The sequence below is a fragment of the Streptomyces sp. NPDC047917 genome (assembly GCF_043204345.1).
Classification (GTDB): domain Bacteria; phylum Actinomycetota; class Actinomycetes; order Streptomycetales; family Streptomycetaceae; genus Streptomyces; species Streptomyces sanglieri.
The window spans coordinates 86,967-105,258 of sequence record NZ_JBIDCA010000006.1; the positions used below are offsets into that span (position 1 = coordinate 86,967).

General features: G+C 70.4%; 15 protein-coding genes. 10 read left to right on the top strand and 5 right to left on the bottom strand.

Annotated features, from left to right (window positions below; translation table 11 throughout):
• Nucleotides 1–65 precede the first annotated feature (65 nt).
• Genes ACGF8B_RS15675 through ACGF8B_RS15685 form a run of 3 tightly spaced genes read right to left on the bottom strand, consistent with a single transcriptional unit; the run spans nucleotide 66 to nucleotide 3,465 of the window.
• Complete coding sequence (locus ACGF8B_RS15675; protein WP_384755379.1) at nucleotides 66–911, bottom strand: amidohydrolase family protein; 846 nt, start codon at nucleotides 909–911, stop codon at nucleotides 66–68.
• Nucleotides 908–2,095: a mandelate racemase/muconate lactonizing enzyme family protein gene (locus tag ACGF8B_RS15680; protein ID WP_392738518.1), complete on the bottom strand. Its 1,188-nt coding sequence runs from the start codon at nucleotides 2,093–2,095 to the stop codon at nucleotides 908–910. The genes ACGF8B_RS15675 and ACGF8B_RS15680 overlap by 4 nt, the downstream gene beginning before the upstream one ends.
• The gene (locus tag ACGF8B_RS15685; RefSeq protein WP_392738521.1) at nucleotides 2,095–3,465 is read right to left on the bottom strand and encodes an aspartate aminotransferase family protein; all 1,371 of its coding nucleotides are present in this window, start codon (nucleotides 3,463–3,465) and stop codon (nucleotides 2,095–2,097) included. Before ACGF8B_RS15685 ends, ACGF8B_RS15680 begins: the two co-directional genes overlap by 1 nt.
• A gap of 304 nt (nucleotides 3,466–3,769) precedes the next feature.
• Between ACGF8B_RS15685 and ACGF8B_RS15690 the strand changes: the two genes are divergently transcribed.
• The 10 genes from ACGF8B_RS15690 to ACGF8B_RS15735 all read left to right on the top strand — a co-directional run bounded on the left by ACGF8B_RS15690 (nucleotide 3,770) and on the right by ACGF8B_RS15735 (nucleotide 15,590).
• Nucleotides 3,770–4,627: an IclR family transcriptional regulator gene (locus ACGF8B_RS15690; RefSeq protein WP_392738524.1), complete on the top strand. Its 858-nt coding sequence runs from the start codon at nucleotides 3,770–3,772 to the stop codon at nucleotides 4,625–4,627.
• A 208-nt stretch (nucleotides 4,628–4,835) separates the two neighbouring features.
• On the top strand, nucleotides 4,836–6,983 hold the full coding sequence (locus tag ACGF8B_RS15695; RefSeq protein WP_392738527.1) for a peptidase C14: 2,148 nt from the start codon (nucleotides 4,836–4,838) through the stop codon (nucleotides 6,981–6,983).
• Between the two features lie 31 nt (nucleotides 6,984–7,014).
• A complete protein-coding gene (locus ACGF8B_RS15700; protein ID WP_392738529.1) occupies nucleotides 7,015–8,271 on the top strand; it encodes a Gfo/Idh/MocA family protein in 1,257 nt (418 codons plus the stop codon).
• An 83-nt stretch (nucleotides 8,272–8,354) separates the two neighbouring features.
• Nucleotides 8,355–9,611 carry an ABC transporter substrate-binding protein gene (locus ACGF8B_RS15705; protein WP_392738532.1) on the top strand — a complete coding sequence of 419 codons (1,257 nt, stop codon included), beginning with the start codon at nucleotides 8,355–8,357 and terminating at the stop codon, nucleotides 9,609–9,611.
• Nucleotides 9,612–9,720: 109 nt separating this feature from the next.
• The gene (locus ACGF8B_RS15710) at nucleotides 9,721–10,626 is read left to right on the top strand and encodes a carbohydrate ABC transporter permease (protein WP_093541011.1); all 906 of its coding nucleotides are present in this window, start codon (nucleotides 9,721–9,723) and stop codon (nucleotides 10,624–10,626) included.
• Between the two features lie 2 nt (nucleotides 10,627–10,628).
• Nucleotides 10,629–11,588 (top strand): carbohydrate ABC transporter permease, encoded by a 960-nt coding sequence (locus tag ACGF8B_RS15715; protein ID WP_392738535.1) that lies wholly within the window; start codon nucleotides 10,629–10,631, stop codon nucleotides 11,586–11,588.
• A 6-nt stretch (nucleotides 11,589–11,594) separates the two neighbouring features.
• The gene (locus ACGF8B_RS15720; RefSeq protein WP_392738538.1) at nucleotides 11,595–12,623 is read left to right on the top strand and encodes an NAD-dependent epimerase/dehydratase family protein; all 1,029 of its coding nucleotides are present in this window, start codon (nucleotides 11,595–11,597) and stop codon (nucleotides 12,621–12,623) included.
• Nucleotides 12,624–12,631: 8 nt separating this feature from the next.
• Nucleotides 12,632–13,687, top strand: coding sequence for a dihydrodipicolinate synthase family protein (locus ACGF8B_RS15725; RefSeq protein WP_392738541.1), 1,056 nt, complete (start codon nucleotides 12,632–12,634; stop codon nucleotides 13,685–13,687).
• On the top strand, nucleotides 13,671–14,693 hold the full coding sequence (locus tag ACGF8B_RS15730; RefSeq protein ID WP_392738543.1) for a hydroxyacid dehydrogenase: 1,023 nt from the start codon (nucleotides 13,671–13,673) through the stop codon (nucleotides 14,691–14,693). Before ACGF8B_RS15725 ends, ACGF8B_RS15730 begins: the two co-directional genes overlap by 17 nt.
• 48 nt (nucleotides 14,694–14,741) lie before the next feature.
• Complete coding sequence (locus ACGF8B_RS15735) at nucleotides 14,742–15,590, top strand: fumarylacetoacetate hydrolase family protein (RefSeq protein ID WP_392738546.1); 849 nt, start codon at nucleotides 14,742–14,744, stop codon at nucleotides 15,588–15,590.
• Nucleotides 15,591–15,608: 18 nt separating this feature from the next.
• Here the strand turns inward: ACGF8B_RS15735 and ACGF8B_RS15740 are convergent, their stop codons facing one another.
• Together ACGF8B_RS15740 and ACGF8B_RS15745 are read right to left on the bottom strand one after the other, a co-directional pair.
• Nucleotides 15,609–17,300: a flavin monoamine oxidase family protein gene (locus tag ACGF8B_RS15740; protein WP_392738549.1), complete on the bottom strand. Its 1,692-nt coding sequence runs from the start codon at nucleotides 17,298–17,300 to the stop codon at nucleotides 15,609–15,611.
• A gap of 47 nt (nucleotides 17,301–17,347) precedes the next feature.
• Nucleotides 17,348–18,145, bottom strand: coding sequence for a carbon-nitrogen hydrolase family protein (locus tag ACGF8B_RS15745; RefSeq protein ID WP_392738552.1), 798 nt, complete (start codon nucleotides 18,143–18,145; stop codon nucleotides 17,348–17,350).
• Nucleotides 18,146–18,292: the final 147 nt, after the last annotated feature.

Here is an 18,292-nt window from a genome sequence, read left to right on the forward strand (position 1 = left end):
GTCGGTGCCGGGCGACAGGGGGATGACCCCGGCACCGTACCGGCAGGTTCGGAGGAACGGCCGGATCAGCCGTTCAGGCCGAGCAGGTCCAGCGACGGCCGGTGGATGATCTCCTCCACCGCGTCCGCGTCGAGCGGCGGCAGCCCGGGGATGCCGGGGATGCGGGCGATCTCCCGCAGCCCCTTCACCGAGTCGTCGACCGTCGTGAACGGGTAGTCGCTGCCGAACATCAGCTTGTGGAAGACCCCGTAGTCCTGGACCAGCCGGAGGCTGTGCCAGAGCTGGAAGGGCCGGTAGTGCAGGGCGCTGATGTCCGCGTACACGTGCGGGTGCTTGCGGATGACCGCGATGCACTCGCCCTCGAAGGGGTGGCCGAGGTGGGCGAGGACCATCCGCAGTTCCGGGTGGCGGATGGCGACCGCGTCCAGGTGGCGGGGCATCGCCCACTCCAGCGGCGCGCTCGACACGAACGTCGTGCCGGTGTGCACCAGGAGCGGGAGGCCGTGCCGTTCCGCGTACGTGTACAGCTCGTCGTACTCCTCGGCGGCCGGGTCGAAGCCCGCGTACATCGGCATCAGTTTGATGCCGCGCAGGCCCAGTTCCTGGTGGCCGTAGCGGAGTTCGTCCTGCCAGCCGGGCTGGGTGGGGTCCAGGGACAGATAGCCGATCAGCCGGTCGGGGTGCGCTCCGGCGTACGAGGCGACGGCCGCGTCGTCGACCCAGAGGCCGCTGCGCCGCGCCTTGCCGCCGACGACGATCGTGCGGGTGCCCTCGGGGGCGGTGGCCTCGTACTCCTCCCACTTCACCGTGAGGTCGACCTCGCCCGCGTGGGCGCGGGCGGAGTCGGACCTGAACGGGTCGGTGAAGTCGTGGCTGTGCCGGAAGAGGTGCGAGTGGACGTCGACGATCATGTCCGGTTCCGCTTCTCCCAGCCGTCCGCGAACATGTTCCAGAAGCGGTGGGTGGGCGGGTGTTCCTCGAAGACCTCGTCGACGAGTTCGACACCGAGACCCGGTGCGGTCGGCAGGCCGATCCGGCCGTCGACGATCGGGAGGGTGCCCTTGAGCGCGTCGAAGACGTAGTCCTCCAGGAGTCCGTCGAAGGTTTCGAGGATCTTGAAGTTGGGGATTCCGAGTGTCGCGTGCACCGAGACGGTGGTGCACAGCGGCGAGTTCGAGTTGTGCGGGGCGACGAGCATGCCATGGGTATCGGCGATCGCGGCGAGTTTCCTGACCTCGGTGAAGCCGCCGGCCATGGAGAGGTCGGGCTGGATGATGTCGACGGCGTTCGTCGCGAAGAGCTGCTTGTACTCGTAGCGGTTGTGGAAGTGCTCACCGCCGGAGATCGGGAACGCGGCGCGCTGCCGCAGTTCCGCGTAGCGCTCGATGTGGGTCCACGGCATCGGCTCCTCGAACCAGCCGATGTCGAAGGGCTCCAGCTCGCGCACCAGCCGGGCCGCGGTCGGCATGGCGAACCGGGCGTGGCCCTCGATGAACAGGTCGACGTCCGGTCCGATGGCCTCGCGGACGGCGGCCACGAGATCGACGGAGCGGCGCAGTTCGGAGCGCTCCAGATCGTGCAGGCCGGGGCCGAACGGGTCGAACTTGAGGGCGGTGAAGCCCTTCGCCACGGTCTCCTTCGCCTTGGCGGCGAAGGTCTCGGCGTCGCGCTCGCCGTTGTACCAGCCGTTGGCGTACACGCGTACGTCGTCGCGGCAGGCGCCGCCGGTCAGCCGGTAGGCGGGGACCCCGAGCGCCTTGCCCATCAGGTCGTACATGGCCTGGTCGAGGCCGGACAGGACGACGCCGCCCATGTCGCCGCCGCGCAGGAAGTCGCCCTGGTAGACGCGGAGCCAGAGCTCCTCGATGTCGAAGGGGTCGGCGCCGATGAGGTGGCGCTGTGCCAGTGCCTCGGTGAGGGCGCAGACCTCGCGGACCCGGTAGGGGTGGGTGATCTCGCCGATGCCGGACAGGCCCTCGTCGGTGTGGACCCGGACGTATCCGAAGTCGCGCCAGGAGGTGCCGAGCATCAGGGTCTCGACACGGGTGATCCGGCCGGCGGGGCCTGCCGGGCGGGTGCGGTTGACAGTCAGCATCAGCGGGTCGCCCCGCCCATGGTGGAGGTGTTCTCCAGGTCGCGGGCGCCGCCGTCGGCGAGCACGGCCTTGACCGCGGCCTCGGTGCCCTCGATGAGACGGTCCACGTCGGCGTCGGTGTGGGCGTAGCTGATGTGGCTGCGCTTCAGGTTGAGCGGCAGCTCGAACAGGCCGTGGTCCAGGAGTTTGCGGCGGTAGCCGACGAACAGCGAGGCGTCGTTGTTCAGCAGGTCCGCGTAGGTGCGGGGGGCCTCGCCCGGCATGAAGTAGCTGACGAAGACGGAGCCGTAGCCGGTGACGACGGCGGGGACGCCGAGGCGCTCGTACAGTCCGGTCAGTTCGGTGCGGACCCGCTCGCCGAGCCGGAAGACGTGCTCGTGGACCGGCTCCTCGCGCAGCTTGCGCAGGGTGGCGAGGGCCGCGGCGACCACGGAGGGGTGGCCGTTGTACGTACCGGCGAAGAAGGCGGGGGCGCCGGGGCGGGTGGAGAAGAGGTCCATCAGGTCGGCGCGGCCGCCGATCGCGCCGACGGGGGCGCCGTTGGCGATCGCCTTGCCGAGGGTGGTGAGGTCGGGGGTGACGCCGGAGATCTTCTGCCAGCCGCCGATGTCGTGGCGGAAGCCGGTGATGACCTCGTCGAAGATCAGGACGCTGCCGGCCTTCGTGGTCTCCTCGCGCAGCGTGGTGAGGAACTCCTGGTACGGCAGGAGCGCCCCGACGTTGTGCGGTACGGGCTCGACGATCACGGCGGCGATGTCGGAGCCGTGCTCGGCGAAGGTGCGGCGGACGGCCTCGCTGTCGTTGAACGGCAGGACGAGGGTGGCTTCGAGGACCTCGGGCAGGATGCCGGTCGAGATCGGGTCGTGGCCGCCGACCTTCTCGGGCGCGGAGATGACGTTGAGGCTGACCGCGTCGTGCCAGCCGTGGTAGCAGCCCTGGAACTTGACGACCAGGCGGCGGCCGGTGGCGGCGCGGGAGACGCGCAGCGCGTGGAACGTGGCCTCGCTGCCGGTGCTGGTGAGCAGCACCTTCTCGATGGAGGGGATCAGCTCGGTGAGCTGTTCGGCGAGGAGGACCTCGCCCTCGGTGACACCGACGCCCATGTGGCCGAGGGTGGCTCCGGCCTCGGCGGTGGCGCGGGCCACGTCGGGGTCGTTGTGGCCGAGCAGGGGCGGTCCGAACGCCGAGTGGAAGTCGGTGTACTCGCGTCCGTCGGCGGTACGGAACCGTGCGCCGTCCGTCCCCGTGACGACCAGGTCGGTCAGTCCGGGAACACTGCGCTGACCGCTGTTCACGCCGCCGGGTACGACCTGGCGGGCGCGCTCGGCGAGTTGGGCTCCGGATTCGTTGCCCACCGGGCCTGAACTCATATCGCTTGCTCCTTGCGTCGAGAGTCGTCGGTCTTCGCAGGCCCTGCCCGGCCCGTGAATCCCTGGCGCCATCCGCCCGGCAGTCGCCGCAGGAAAGGGATGATCCGTGGTGCTTGAGGTGGTGCTCGGGGTGGTGCGTTTCGCTTTTCCAGAACACTGTTCTGTAGAGCAGAACAGTTCCTGGATATTACGTCCGGCTTCGGGGCCGGTCAAGACCTTTTCGGACCCAGGAAGGCCGGATTTCGCGCCTTCTTCGCCGAGAACGAGCGTTCCGGGCGTCCCCGAGGGACTAGGCTGTTCTGCTATGACGAACAGTGCTGCCCCAGAAGAACCGAAGTACTGGGTCAAGAGCGTGGCCAGGGCAGCGGACATCCTCGAAGCGCTCGCCGCCCCCGCACAGGGGAACGGCCTGAGCGTCACGGAGGTCGGCCAGGCCTGCTCCATCTCCAAGAGCGCCGCCTTCGGCATGCTCCAGACCCTGCGCGCCTACGGCCTCGTCTCGGACGACGGCGAGGGCATGAACCGCCGCTACCGGCTCGGCATGAGCCTGGCCCGGCTCGGCGACCGGGCCCGCTCCCAGGTGTCGCTGCGCGGCGTCGCCCACCCGGTGCTGCGCGAGCTGACCCGGGCCACCGGGATGGCGTCCAGGCTCGCGGTTCCCGAGGACGGCCACGCGGTCGTCGTGGACCAGGTCGAGCTCGACCAGCGCGTCCGGCTCGATCTGCGGATGGGGCAGCGCGAGCTGCCGCACTGCACGGGCCTGGGCAAGGCGCTGCTCTCCGCCGTACCGCCGGGCGAGGCGGCCGCGGTCGTCGAGCGGTTCGGGCTGCCCCGGCGCACCTCCCGCACCATCACCGACCCGGCGACCTTCCTGTCGCATCTGCGCGACATAGCCCGGGTCGGCTACGCCCTGGACGACGAGGAGGACGCCGAGGGCATCATCTGCATCGGCGCGCCGGTCTTCGACGACCGTTCGGTGTGCGCCGGGGCCGTCTCGATCACCGGCCTCAAGCTCGGCCTGCCGGCCTGGCGCTACCAGGAACTGGGCGGCCAGGTGCGGGACGCGGCCCGCCGGATCAGCGTCTCGCTCGGCTGGGTCGACGACCCGGACGGCACCGCGTCCGACAGCGACACGTCGCATTCCGACGGATTCGGGTCTTGACCAAATGGCTTAACCCGCCGTAGGTTCCCTGCCAACCGCGATGACACTTCAAGGTCACCGGTGTTTTACCCCTTCCGACCCGGTTCCGGCGCCTGCCCATCGCGCCGTGGACACTCGACGGCCGGACCCTTTTCAGCCATCCGCCTCATGGCAGTCCCCCGCAGGAACGCTCCCTCACTTGTCGCACTTCTCGGAAGGCGAAGTCCGCATGAGCGTTCCGCAGCAACACACCCCCGCTTCGTCCCGTCGGAATCTGCTTCGGGCTTCGGGGCTGGCCGGTCTGGTCGTGGCCGGTTCGGCCGTGGCCGCCGGTTCCGCGCAGGCCGCGCCGTCGCACACCGGCGACGTGCTCCGTGTCGACACGGTCGCAGCACTGCGCGCGCTGAACACCAAACCCCTCGACGACGGCACCCAGGTCCTGATCGCCGGCTACCGCACCCCCGGCGACGGCGGCACCATGGCCGTACGCTGGGACAGGAAGTCCACCGCCGCACACAACGGCGGCACCGTCATCGCCCCGCAGAACGCGAAGACCGGCCGCTGGCACCAGCTCCACACCGGCACCCTCGACTTCCGCACCTTCGGCCACTTCGACGCCAAGACCCCCGCCGACGCCGCCCTCGACGCCATGATCGCCGACAACAGCGTCCACCGCATCGAAGCCCACACCGACCTCCTGTTCACCCGACGCCACCTCTTCGACCGCTCCCACATCGAACTCGACTTCGGCGGCCACCGCATACGCACCGAAGGCATCGAGAAGAACACCCACGACAACCCCTTCGGCGCCGTCCTCTCCTTCCGCGGCACCGTCACCGACACCACCGTCGAACACACCCTGAGCGCGGCGATGCCGGACCTGTCGGACCTCTTCGAGGTCGGTGACTCGTCGAAGTTCGCCGTGGGCCAGTGGTGGGCCGTGGAGATCGACGCGCTGGCCGGGAAGTACGAGAAGGAGATCCAGCGGCTCGTCCAGGTCACCGATGTCGTCGACTCGACGCACGTCCGGGTCAACTACCAGATCGGCTGGGACCTGGCCGCCGGCCGGACCCTGACCTGGACCCGCGTCGATCCCGTCGACCGCGCCCACGTCCGCAACATGGTCTTCGAGGGCTGGGGCGAGGACGAGATGACCGGCTCGCACCCGGTCGCCTACGAGTACGCGGTGCGCTGCGACGTCTCCGGCATCGAGGCCATCGGCACCTTCTGGCCGGTCGTCATGCGCCGCTGGTGCACTTACTACCGCACCGAGCAGTGCTCGCTGACCAACCCGAAGTCCGTCACCTACGGCGGCGCGGGATACCTGACCCAGCAGATCTACTGCCTGTACGGGCACGTCGAGGACTGTCACACCTCCAACGCCCGTCACCTCAACGACTTCACGGCATCCGCCTACTGCTACGTCACCAACTGCCACGGCGACGGTGACGACGAGGGCCCGTTCGTGACGCACGGTCAGTTCGAGCACGACCTCGTGTACACCGGCAACTCCGGCCTGATGACCTTCGCCAACTCCGGCGCGGCCTGGGGCGGCAGGGCCAAGCGGATCACCGTTCGCCGGCACGCCTGCTCCTGGTTCGTGGCCCGGGTCAAGATCACCGATCTGACCCTGGAGGACGTCCTGGTCGTCGGCAAGAAGTCGCTCGCCGGCTCCGGAATGCTCTGGGTCAACGCCGACGGCGTGCAGATGCGCGGCTGTACGGCCACCGGTCCGCTGATCGTCTCCCGGGCCTCCGACCTCTCCGCCCGGCCCAATGTGATCGCCGACTCCTCCTTCGCCTTCGCGGCGGGCGCGGAGATCTCCCAGGCCAACGTCACCGCCCCGCTCACCATCCAGCGCAGCGTCCTGAAGGGCGTCGACGGCGCGGTGTTCAACGGCACAGGACCGCTCACCCTGGACCAGTGCACGCTGACCGGCTCCAAGGACACCGCCCCGGTCTCGCTCGCGCACTCCGAGGTCACCGTGCTCGGCGGCGAACTCCGCGACACCGGGCTGAAGCTGACCTCGGCGAAGGACCAGCGGCTGCGCGTCGACGGAACACGGCTGAGCGGCACCAACAAGGACGGCGCCCTGCTCGCCCGTACCGGCTCCGGACGGACCGTCGACTGGCAGCTCACCGGCCTCGACTCGACCGCGCCCAAGGGCACCGCCCATGTGCTGGTCACCGAGGGCCCCAACCGCTACCGGGCCACCGGCTCCACCTTCACCGGCGGCCGGATCGAACTGCGGCCCGCGGCGTTCACCGGTGGCAGCCATCTGCTGCACACCGGCTGCGTCGAGGACGGCACCGAGCGCACCGCGCTGCCGGACGAGGGCGGCCGCGTCGCCCACACCGCGGCCACGCTGCGCATCTGACCACCACGCCCATCGAGCACCAGGGATTCCCGTGTCCACGCATACCCCGATCACCGGCCGGCCCGTACGGGTCGCGCTCGTCGGCGCCGGCAACCGCGGTCTGACGTACGCCGAGTGGATCAAGGCGCACCCCGAGCGCGCCGAGCTCGTCGCCGTCGCCGACCCGCGCCCCGCGGCGCGGGCCGCCGCCGGCGCACCCGTCGAGTTCGACGACTGGCGGCCGCTGGTCGAGAACCGCATCGCCGACGCCGTCGTCGTCGCCACCCAGGACCGCTTCCACGTGGAGCCGGTGCTTGCGCTGGCCGAGGCCGGTTACGCGATCCTCGCCGAGAAGCCCCTCGCCCCGACCGAGGAGGAGACCCGGCGGATCGTCGAGGGTGTGGAGCGGGCCGGAGTCCTGTTCGCGGTGTGCCACGTCATGCGGTACACCCCGTACACCGACCTGGTGAAGGAGGTCGTGGACTCCGGAGTGCTCGGTCAGCTGGTCTCCCTCGACCATCTGGAGCCGGTCGGCTGGTGGCACTACGCGCACAGTTATGTGCGCGGTCCGTGGCGCAGCGAGAAGGACTCCTCCCCGATGCTGCTCGCCAAGTCCTGCCACGACCTGGACTGGATCACGTACGTGATGGGCGGCCGCATCGAGCGGGTGTCCAGCTTCGGCGGGCTGAAGCACTTCCGGCCGGAGAACGCGCCGGCCGGATCCGCCGAGCGCTGCCTCGACTGCGCGGTGGAGTCCGACTGCCCGTACAGCGCGCTGAAGCTGTACATGCCGACGCTGCGTGAGAAGGGCGCGGTCTGGCCGGTCACCCATGTCACCGAGGCGACCGACGAAGCCGGTCTCGTGCAGGCGCTGCGCGAGGGGCCGTACGGCGTCTGCGCGTACCGGAGCGACAACGACGTGGTCGACCACCAGGCCCTCGCGATGCAGCTGACGGACGGAGTGACCGCCACCTTCCAGATGGTGGCGTTCACCGAGCAGACGCACCGCCAGACCCGGATCTTCGGCTCGCACGGCTGGCTGATCGGGGACGGCGAGCGGGTCACGGTGCAGGACTTCCGGACCGGCGAGACCACCGTTCATGAACTCGGCACGTCCGGTTCGAACGCGGCCGACGGGCACGGCGGCGGGGACGCCGCGCTCGTCGAGGCGTTCGTCACCGCCGTCGCCACGGGTGACGCCGGGGCGGTCCGCTCCGGTCCCGCCACCTCGCTCGGCAGTCATCTCGCGGCGTTCGCCGCCGAACGTGCCCGGCACACCGGCACCGTCCAGACGGTCCCGGCGCAGTGACTCCCCCTGAAGGGCCTGTCGTTCGGACCGGACCGGGCTCGCCCTCTTCCCGCCCCACCCTCACGTCCTCGGAGGACCACCTCATGTCCCGTCTCCTCACCCGCCGTTCCAGAGTCCGCGCCGTCGCCGCCCCCGTGGTGGCCACCGCGCTGGCCGCCGGAGTGCTGGCCGGCTGTTCCGGCAGCGGCAGCGACGACAACACCGTCACCATGTGGACCTACCCGGTCATCTTCGACGAGGCCAAGAACAAGGCGTACTGGGACGGCCTGGTCAAGGCGTTCGAGAAGGACCACAAGGGCGTCAAGGTGAAGGTGGAGACCTTCCCGTGGGCCAACCGCGACACCGCGCTGGCCACCGCGATCGCCTCCGGCAAGGGCCCGGACGCGGTCTACCTGATCCCGGACCAGCTGCCGAAGTACGCCAGGAACATCGTCCCGGCCGACGACTACATGCCGGCCGACGCCAAGTCGGACTACACCGACTTCGCGCTGAAGTCCGTCACGGTCGACGGCAAGGCGCTCGGCACCCCGATCCTGACCAGCGCCAACCCGCTGATCTGCGACAAGCGGGTGTTCGCCGCGATCGGTGAGAAGACCTACCCGACGAGCTGGGCGGACCTGGAGGCGCTGGCCCCGAAGCTCAAGGCGAAGGGCTACTACGCCACCAGCTACAGCGGTGACACCCAGCAGACCCTGAACATGACCTTCTACCCGCTGCTGTGGCAGGCGGGCGGCGACGTCTTCTCCGAGGACGGCAAGAACGTCACGTTCAACGACGCGGCCGGTGTGAAGGCGCTGACATACCTGAAGAAGCTGGTCGACGGCGGTTACACCGACAAGGACCTGGTCACCACCACCCCGAAGCTGGAGCAGACCCCGACCGCCAAGGGCAAGATCGCCTGCACCTGGCAGAACACCCCGGCGGACGTCGAGCCGTTCTGGGGCAAGGAGAACATCGTCGTCCAGCCGCCGCTGAAGGACGCGAAGTCGGTCGGCTACGGCACGGTCGGCGCGCTGTCGATGCTGAAGGGCGCCGACAAGAAGAACACCGGCGACTGGCTGAACTTCGTCGCCGAGTCGAAGAACGCGGCCGGCCTGCAGAAGGACGCGGGCTACTTCCCGGCCCGCAAGTCCGGCGGCGACCTGTACCCGGGCGACGCCCTGCAGACGGCGGTCGGCGCGACGCTGCCGAGCATGACCGTGGGCCCGCTCCAGGACAAGGCCCGTGAGGTCCAGGGCGTGCTCGCGCCGGAGATCCAGGCGGCGCTGCTGGGCAAGAAGAGCCCGCAGGAGGCGCTGAACGCCGCGCAGAAGGCCGCGCAGGCGATGCTCGGCCGCTAGTCCGGGCCCGGTACCGGGGTCCGACCGCACTCGGGCCCCGGTACCGCCCCTCTCCCGGGGGCACTCCCCCCGACCCCCCGCAATTCCCCCGTACCGCAAGGAGATCCCCGTGGCAGTCGTCGCGGAACCAACCCGCCGGGGCCGTCGCAGCGGGCCGCAGGCGCGCCGCGAGGCCCGGATCGGCCTGCTCTTCGTCCTTCCGTGTTTCCTGCTCTTCCTGGCGTTCCGGTTCGGTCCGGGCATCGCCGGCGTGCTGATGAGCTTCACCGACTACTCCCTCACGGGCGGCGGCAGCTTCATCGGGCTGGACAACTTCACCCGTCTCTGGGACGACCCGCTGTTCTGGCAGGCGCTGAAGGTCACGGTCCTCTACACCGTGCTCGCCGTGCCGGGCACGCTCATCGCCTCGGTGTCACTGGCACTGATCACCCGCCGCGCGTTCCGCGGCGCGAAGTTCTTCCGTTCGGTGTTCTTCCTGCCGGTCGTCACCTCGCTGGTGCTGGCCGCCACCGTCTTCGTCTGGATCTTCTCGACCGGCGGACCGTGGTCCACCCTGATGAGCTGGTTCGGGATGTCCGAGGGCTCCTGGCTCTCCGACGACGTGCTGGTGCTGCCCGCGCTCGCGATCGTCGGCGTCTGGTCCCGCTTCGGCTACGGGATGCTCATCCTGCTGGCCCGGATGCAGGACATCCCCCGGGAGCTGGAGGAAGCCGCGCTCACCGACGGCGCGGGCCCCTGGCAGCGGTTCCGGTACATCGTGCTGCCGCAGCTCAAGCCCGCCCTGTTCTTCCTCGCCGTGATCGAGACGACGGCGTCGTTCCAGGTCTTCGACGCGGTGTACACGATGACCGGCGGCGGCCCCGCAAACGCCAGCTACACGCTCGTCTTCCAGCTCTACGACGCGGGCTTCAAGTACTTCGACCTGGGTTACGCCTCCGCCATCGGCGTCGCGCTCTTCGCGCTGACCGTGGTGGTCGCGGTGATCCAGCGGCTCGTGATCGGGAAGGACCAGTGACCATGACCGCAGCACCCGCCCAGACCGGGACCCCGCCCGGGACCCCGCCCGGGCCGAAGGCCCCCGCGACGCCCGACCGGGCCGCCCGCCGCGCCGAACGCAAGCTGCGCAAGCTCTCGGAGCAGGACACCGTCCCTTACGGCATGCGGCCCACCCGGGCCGGCCGGATCGGCCGCGCCGTCCTGCTGACGGTGGCCGCGCTCGTCACGATCTTCCCGTTCTACGCGATGGTCGTGCTCTCCCTGAAGCCGTCCGCGGCGGTCGAGTTCCCCGGCAGCCTGCTGCCGTGGCCGCTGACCGGCGAGGCGTACGACACCGTCATGAACGCCCAGGACGTACCGCGCTGGCTGTTCAACACGCTGATCTACTCGGTCGTCTCGGTCGTCGGCGTGCTGCTGCTCGCCTCGCTCGCCGGGTACGCCTTCGCCAAGAAGCGCTTCCCCGGCCGGGAGACCATGTTCTGGTCGTTCCTGTCGATGGTGATGGTCCCGTACCACGTCACGATGATCCCGACCTTCGCGATGATCGCGAAGCTGGGCGGTGTGGACACCTACTGGGGTCTGATCGTGCCGACCCTGGCCAACGCCCAGGCGGTCTTCCTGATGCGGCAGTTCATCCAGGGGCTGCCGGACGAGCTCTTCGAGGCGGCCCGGCTGGACGGCTGCAACGAGTGGCAGATCTTCTACCGGATCGTGCTGCCGCTGCTGAAGCCGATCCTGGCCACGCTCGGCGTCTTCGTCTTCCTGTGGCACTGGAACGACTTCCTGTGGCCGCTGGTCATCGGCCAGTCCACCGACATGCGCACCCTGACCGTCGGCATCGCCTCGCTCCAGCAGCAGAACGTGCCGCTCAATGTGGTGCTCTCCGGCTCCGTCATCGCGTTCGTGCCCATCTTCGCCGCGTACATGGTGGGCCAGCGCTACTTCACCGAGGGCGTCACCGCGTCCGGAATCAAGGGATAGTCACGAATGTTCACCGATGAGGCCGCGCTCGAAGAGCGGCTCGCCACCCCCTCCCCCGCGCTCGTCGCCGATCTCGGCCGCCTCGAAGGCGATCTGCTGGTGCTCGGCGCGGGCGGCAAGATGGGCCCCAGCCTGTGCCGGCTCGCCCGCCGGGCGCTGGACGCCGCGGGCCGCGACGACGTGACCGTGTACGCGGTCTCCCGCTGGTCCGACAAGTCCGCCGCCGACGAGCTGGAGGCCGCCGGGGTCTCCACCGTGGCCTTCGACCTGATGGACCCGGCCGCCGACCTGGCCGGCCTGCCGGACGCCGGGAACGTCGTCTTCATGGTCGGCGCCAAGTTCGGCTCCGCCGGAGCGCCCTCGCACGCCTGGGCGGTGAACGCCGCGATGCCGGACCGGGTGGCGCGCCGCTGGTCGGGGGCGCGGATCGCCGCGTTCTCCACCGGCAACGTGTACCCGCTGGTGCCGGTCTCCTCCGGCGGCTGCACCGAGAGCGACCCGGTCGGCCCGGTCGGCGAGTACGCCATGTCGTGCCTGGGCCGGGAGCGGATCTTCGGCCACGCCGCGCTGACCCGTGGCACCAGGGTCGCCAACATCCGGCTCAACTACGCGGTCGACCTGCGCTACGGCGTACTCGCCGACATCGCCTACCGCGTGCAGGCCGGCGAGCCCGTCGATGTGACGACCGGTCACGCCAACGTGGTGTGGCAGGGGTACGCCAACGAGGTCGCGCTGCGCTCGCTGCTGCACGCCACCGACAACGAGGCGTTCACCCTCAACCTCACCGGCCCCGAGACCGCTTCGGTGCGCCGCATCGCCCGTTGGTTCGGCGAGGAGTTCGGCAAGGAGCCGGTGTTCGCCGGCGAGGAGGCGCCCACCGCGCTGCTCTCCGACGCGAGCCGCTGCCACGCGCTGTTCGGCTATCCGGACGTCGCGCTGCGCACCCTCGTCGAGTGGCAGGCCGACTGGCTGCGCCGCGGGCTGCCGCTGTCCGGCAAGCCCACCAAGTTCCAGGTCCGTGACGGAAGGTTCTGATCCACTCCATGTCCACTCCCTCCCTCGCACCGACCCCCGCCCTGGACGCGCTCGCCCACGGTGCGGTGATCCCCGCGCACCCGCTCGCCCTGCACGACGACGGCTCCTTCGACGAGCGCCGCCAGCGTGCGCTGACCCGCTACTACCTGGCCTCCGGCGCGGGCGGCGTCGCCGTCGCCGTGCACACCACCCAGTTCGAGATCCGCGAGCCGGAGGTCGGTCTGTTCCGGCCGGTGCTGGAGCTCGCCGCCGAGACGATCGACGCCGAGGCCGGCCGCCCGTTCATCAAGGTCGCCGGTGCCTGCGGCTACACGGCCCAGGCCGTGGCGGAGGCCGAGACCGCCGCCGGACTCGGCTACGACGCGGTGCTGCTCAGCCCGGCCGTGCCCGGCGCGGACGAGAAGGGCCTGCTGGACCGGGCACGGGCGGTCGGCGAGGTGCTGCCGGTGATCGGCTTCTACCTCCAGGAGGCGGTCGGCGGACGCTACCTGTCGCCGCACTTCTGGTCCTCGTTCACCGATCTGCCGAACACGGCCGCGGTGAAGATCGCCCCGTTCGACCGCTACCGCACCGCCGATGTCATACGCGCCGTGGCCGCCGCCGACCGGGCCGACGAGGTGGCGCTGTACACCGGCAACGACGACGACATCATCGGTGATCTGCTCACCCCGTACGAGACGGCGGGCGGCAGTCCCCGCTGGTTCGCGGGCGGGCTGCTCGGCCAGTGGGCCGTGTGGACCGGCTCCGCGGTGACGCTCCTGGACGACGTCCGCAAGGCCCGCGGCGGGGACCACGAGGCGATGGTGCGCTGCCTGGCCCGGCGCCCCGAACTGACCGACGCCAACAGCGCGGTCTTCGATGTGCGCGGCGCGTTCCGCGGCTGCATCGCCGGGGTCCACGAAGTGCTGCGCCGCCAGGGCCTGCTGGCGAACATCCGGTGCCTGGACCCGGCCGAGACGCTCTCCCCCGGACAGGCCGAGGAGATCAGCCGGGTGGCCGCGGCCTACCCTTGGCTGACCGATGACGCCTTCGTTGCGGAGCACCTCGATGCCTGGCTCTCCTGATCCCGCCGACCGCTCCCGGGTGGTCGTCGCCGTACCGCCCGGCCTGCGCGCCCAGTTCTTCACCACCGAGGTGTGGCGGGAGCTGGAGCGGGCGGCCGAACTCGCCGTCGTCGACGAGCACTCGGACCGGGCGGCGGTCACGGCCGCGCTGCCCGGCGCCCGGGCGCTGATCACCTCGTGGCGGGCGCCCAGGGTGGACGCCGGACTGCTCGCGTCGGCCGACCGGCTGGAGCTGGTGGCGCACACCGGTTCGGCGGTCGCGCCCTACGTCACCGAGGAGGTGTTCCGGCGCGGCATCCTGGTCACCCAGGCCGGTGACGAGATGGCCCGCCCGGTCGCCGAGGTGGCCCTCGCCTTCACGCTCTCGCTGCTGCACCGCATCCAGCGCTTCGACCACGCGCTGCGCGGCGGGCTGGAGTGGGCGGCGGCGAGCGAGGCCCCGCCGCGCCACGAGATCCACGGCAGCGACATCGGCGTGATCGGTGCCTCCCGCACCGGGCGCGCCTACATCGCCATGGTGCGGGCGATGGGCGCGCGGGTGAGCGTCACCGACCCGTATCTGTCCGCCGCGGACGCCGAGGCACTCGGCGTGGAGTCCGTACCCCTCGAAACGCTGCTCTCGCGCAGCAGGATCGTGGCCGTGCACGCACCGGTCACCGAGGAGACCCACCGGATGATCGGCGCCGAGCAGCTGGCGCTGATGCCGGACGGAGCCGGTCTGGTGAACACCGCCAGGTCGTGGCTGGTGGACGAGGACGCGCTCCTGGCCGAACTTGCCTCGGGCCGGCTGGACGCGGCGATCGACGTCTTCGACGCCGAACCACTGCCCGTGGACCACCCGTTCCGTTCGCTGCCCAACGTGCTGCTCACCCCGCACCAGGCGGCGGGCAGCGTCGAGTGCCGGCAGCGGCTGGGCGCCAGCGCCGTCGACGAGGTGCTGCGGCTGCTCGCCGGACGCCCCCCGGTCCACGCCGTCACCGCCGACGCCCTCACCCGTCTGCACTGAGGGCTCACCGAGCCCTCACCCCCCGCACCGATCAGGAGATCTCACTTCATGCGACTGATGCGCATCGGCGAGCCGGGCCACGAGCGCCCGGTCCTCGTCTGCCCCGAGGGCCGTCACTACGACCTGTCCGGCATCACCGAGGACATCGACGGCGCGTTCCTCGCCGCACTCGCCGACAACCCGCACCTGGTGCCCGCCGAGCCGGTGCTCCCGGAGACCGACATCACCGGTCAGCGGATCGGCGCCCCGGTGGCCCGGCCGTCCGCGCTGCTCTGCATCGGGCAGAACTACGCGGCCCACGCGGCGGAGTCGGGGGCCGAGCCGCCCGAGCAGCCGATCCTCTTCTACAAGTCGCCGAACACCGTCGTCGGCCCGTACGACGACGTGCTGATCCCGCGCGGCTCGAAGAAGACGGACTGGGAGGTGGAGCTGGCCGTGGTCATCGGCCGCCGCGCCTCCTACCTGGACTCCCCCGCCGACGCCGCCGCGCACATCGCCGGTTACGCCGTCAGCAACGACGTCTCCGAACGGGCCTTCCAGCTGGAGCAGTCGGGCGGGCAGTGGTCCAAGGGCAAGAGCTGCGCGACGTTCAACCCGCTGGGCCCGGTGCTGGTGACGGCCGACGAGGCCGGCGACCCGCAGCAGCTGCGGCTGCGCAGCTTCGTCAACGGCGAGCCCCGCCAGGACTCCTCCACCGCGGACATGATCTTCAGCGTGGCGCATCTGGTGCACCATCTGTCGCAGTACCTGGTGCTGGAGCCCGGCGACATCATCAACACCGGCACCCCGCAGGGCGTGGCACTGTCCGGCCGCTTCCCCTACCTGGGCCCGGACGATGTGATGGAGGTCGAGATCTCGGGCCTCGGCCGGCAGCGCAGCGTCTGCCGGCCCGCGTAACGGAGGCCGTGACGAGGCTCAGTCCTCCGGGAGTTCGACCGGGGCGATGTCGTCGAAGACATCGCCCGGGCCGGGGTTCGTCGCATCGGTCGCGCCGCCGAACCGGGTCATCACACCCCAGACGGCGTTGAGCGCGGTCTGTACGGCGCCCTCGGCCCAGCCGGCCGTCCAGGAGATGTCGTCGCCCGCGAGGAACAGCCCCCGGCGGTCGGCGGGCAGCCGGTCCTGCATGAAGTGGGTGAACAGCCGCCGCTGGTAGCGGTAGTGGCCCGGCAGGTTGGCCTTGAACGCGCCCATGAACCACGGCTCGTTCTCCCAGGAGACCGTGACCGGGTTGCCGATGATGTGCTTCCTGATGTCGACGTCCGGGTAGATCTCGCCGAGCGACTTGAGCATGACGTCCATCCGCTCGTTCGGGGAGAGCGGCAGCCACTTCAGGCTGTCGTCGCACCAGGTGTACGAGAGGCAGATGACGGCGGGCCGGTCGGGTCCGTCGTCCAGCAGGTACGTCCCCCGGGTCATCCGGTCGGTGAGCGTCATCGACATGGCCTCCCGTCCCGTGGTCCCGTCCTTGTCGAGCCAGAACGGCCGGTCGACGGGGACGAAGAGCTTGGACGACTCCATGTAGTGGGTGCGCTCCATCGCCGTCCAGTGGTCGATCGGGAAGAGCGCGTCGTCGCAGTCGATCTTGGAGAGCAGCAGCCAGGACTGTCCGGTGAAGATCGCGGCCGGGTAGGTGCGGATGTCGCCGGTGGCGTCGGTGACGGTGATCCGGTTGCCGGCGGTGCGGTTCAGCCGGGTCACGGCGGGGCGCGGCTCACCGTCGTGCAGCGAGGACAGTGACGTGCCGAGCGGCCAGTGGACGATCTTCTGCGGCTCGCGGTCCCAGAGCCGCAGCGGGAGCTGCTGGCTGCCGCCGACGATGCCCCGGTGATGGTCGTCCGCCTCGGTGTAGACGACGCGGAGGATCTCCAGGATGGAGTTGGGGAAGTCGGTGTCCCAGCCTCCGGTGCCGAAGCCGACCTGGCCGAAGATCTCCCGGTGCCGGAACGACTTGAAGGCTTCGGAGTCGCAGAGGAATCCGTAGAAGGTCTGGTTGTCGAGCTTCTGGACGAGCTTCGACCAGATCTCCCGGATGCGCGGCACATCGCGCTCACGCATCGCGCGGTTCATGTCGGAGAAGTCCGCGCCCTCCTCCAGACACCGGTTCCAGGCGTCCATCACGTCGCGGTAGACCTGCGGCAGGTCGTCGATGGTCCGCGCGTAGTGGGACTCGCCCTTGAGGTCGACGACCGTCGAGGGGGTGGCCGGGGAGAGCGGGTTGGGGAACGGCTTCGTCTCCAGGCCGACCAGGTCGATGTAGTGCTGGAGGGCGGTGGAGGACGGCGGGAAGCGCATCGCCCCCATCTCGGCGGTGAGCTGCGGGTCGCAGCCGTCGAATCCGACGGTGCGCAGCCGGCCACCGATCCGGTCCGCCTCGTAGACGACGGGCCTGAGCCCCATCTTCATCAGCTCGTACGCGGCGACGATGCCGGAGAGCCCGCCGCCGATGACGGCGACCTCGGTGCCGTGCTCGGTCGCCGGTATCTGCCCGATGCCGGCGGGGTGCGCCAGGAAGTCGTCGTACGCGTAGGGGAAGTCCGGCCCGAACATGGTGATCGGCTCGGTGGCGTCGGTGTGCTGGACGGCGTTGGGCACCGTGGACGTCATGGGGTACGGACTCCTTGCGCGAAAGACAGTGGAACGGTGGGGCGGGCTCAGACGAGGGAGCCGTACAGGCCGGGGCGGCGATCGTGCAGATACGGGTTGAGGGTCCGCGAGGCGCTCAGCAGCGCCGGGTCCACCTCGCCGACGACCAGTTCCTTGCCGCGTCCGGCGCGGCTGCGCACGGCACCGTCGGGACCGGCCAGGCAGCTCAGCCCGACGAACTCGAACTCGCCCTCCGGACCGGTCCTGTTGACGTACGCGACGTACATCTGGTTCTCGAAGGCGCGGACCGGCACGAGGGCCTCGGCGACGAACTGGAAGGGGTGCATCTGCGCGGTGGGCACCAGCAGCAGATCGGTGCCCGCGAGGGCGTGGGCGCGGACGTTCTCCGGGAACTCGACGTCGTAGCAGATCATGATCCCGATGCGTACGCCGTCCAGTTCGGCCTGGACCACGGTCTGCTCGCCCGGGGTGAACCACTCGTGCTCGAAGGCGCCGAAGAGGTGGGTCTTGCGGTAGTTGGCGAGCGGTGTCCCGTCCGGGCCGATGAGCTGTGCGGCGTTGAAGATCCGCTCACCGGCGCGCTCGGGGTAGCCGTAGAGGACCGCGAGCCCGTGCCGGGCGGCGATCTCGCCGACGGCCAGGGCGGCCGGCCCGTCGGCCGGCTCGGCCAGCCGGGGCACCTCGGCCCCGATCGCGTAGCCGGTCAGGAACAGCTCGGGGCAGACCAGGAGCCGTGCCCCGGCGTCGGCCGCACGCCGTGCCGCGCCGTCGAGCACCTCGATGTTCCCGGCCACGTGCCCGGGACGTCCGGAGTTCTGGAGCAGGGCGGTGCGCAACGGCGGCATGGCTGACCTCGGACGGTGCGGGCTGGCGGGGACGTATCGAAGGTACGGTCCGCCGCTCGTGGGGGACAAGGCGCGAGTGTTGCGCGTGCACCGTCGATCCATTGCGCGCCGAAGGCTGTCGGCGGCGATTCATTGCGTCGGGCGTCT

Coding starts and splice junctions, on each gene's coding strand:
- ACGF8B_RS15675 (WP_384755379.1), bottom strand. CDS start 911: ATGATCGTCGACGTCCACTCGCACCTCTTCCGGCACAGCCACGACTTC.
- ACGF8B_RS15680 (WP_392738518.1), bottom strand. CDS start 2,095: ATGCTGACTGTCAACCGCACCCGCCCGGCAGGCCCCGCCGGCCGGATC.
- ACGF8B_RS15685 (WP_392738521.1), bottom strand. CDS start 3,465: ATGAGTTCAGGCCCGGTGGGCAACGAATCCGGAGCCCAACTCGCCGAG.
- ACGF8B_RS15690 (WP_392738524.1), top strand. CDS start 3,770: ATGACGAACAGTGCTGCCCCAGAAGAACCGAAGTACTGGGTCAAGAGC.
- ACGF8B_RS15695 (WP_392738527.1), top strand. CDS start 4,836: ATGAGCGTTCCGCAGCAACACACCCCCGCTTCGTCCCGTCGGAATCTG.
- ACGF8B_RS15705 (WP_392738532.1), top strand. CDS start 8,355: ATGTCCCGTCTCCTCACCCGCCGTTCCAGAGTCCGCGCCGTCGCCGCC.
- ACGF8B_RS15715 (WP_392738535.1), top strand. CDS start 10,629: ATGACCGCAGCACCCGCCCAGACCGGGACCCCGCCCGGGACCCCGCCC.
- ACGF8B_RS15720 (WP_392738538.1), top strand. CDS start 11,595: ATGTTCACCGATGAGGCCGCGCTCGAAGAGCGGCTCGCCACCCCCTCC.
- ACGF8B_RS15725 (WP_392738541.1), top strand. CDS start 12,632: ATGTCCACTCCCTCCCTCGCACCGACCCCCGCCCTGGACGCGCTCGCC.
- ACGF8B_RS15730 (WP_392738543.1), top strand. CDS start 13,671: ATGCCTGGCTCTCCTGATCCCGCCGACCGCTCCCGGGTGGTCGTCGCC.
- ACGF8B_RS15735 (WP_392738546.1), top strand. CDS start 14,742: ATGCGACTGATGCGCATCGGCGAGCCGGGCCACGAGCGCCCGGTCCTC.
- ACGF8B_RS15740 (WP_392738549.1), bottom strand. CDS start 17,300: ATGACGTCCACGGTGCCCAACGCCGTCCAGCACACCGACGCCACCGAG.
- ACGF8B_RS15745 (WP_392738552.1), bottom strand. CDS start 18,145: ATGCCGCCGTTGCGCACCGCCCTGCTCCAGAACTCCGGACGTCCCGGG.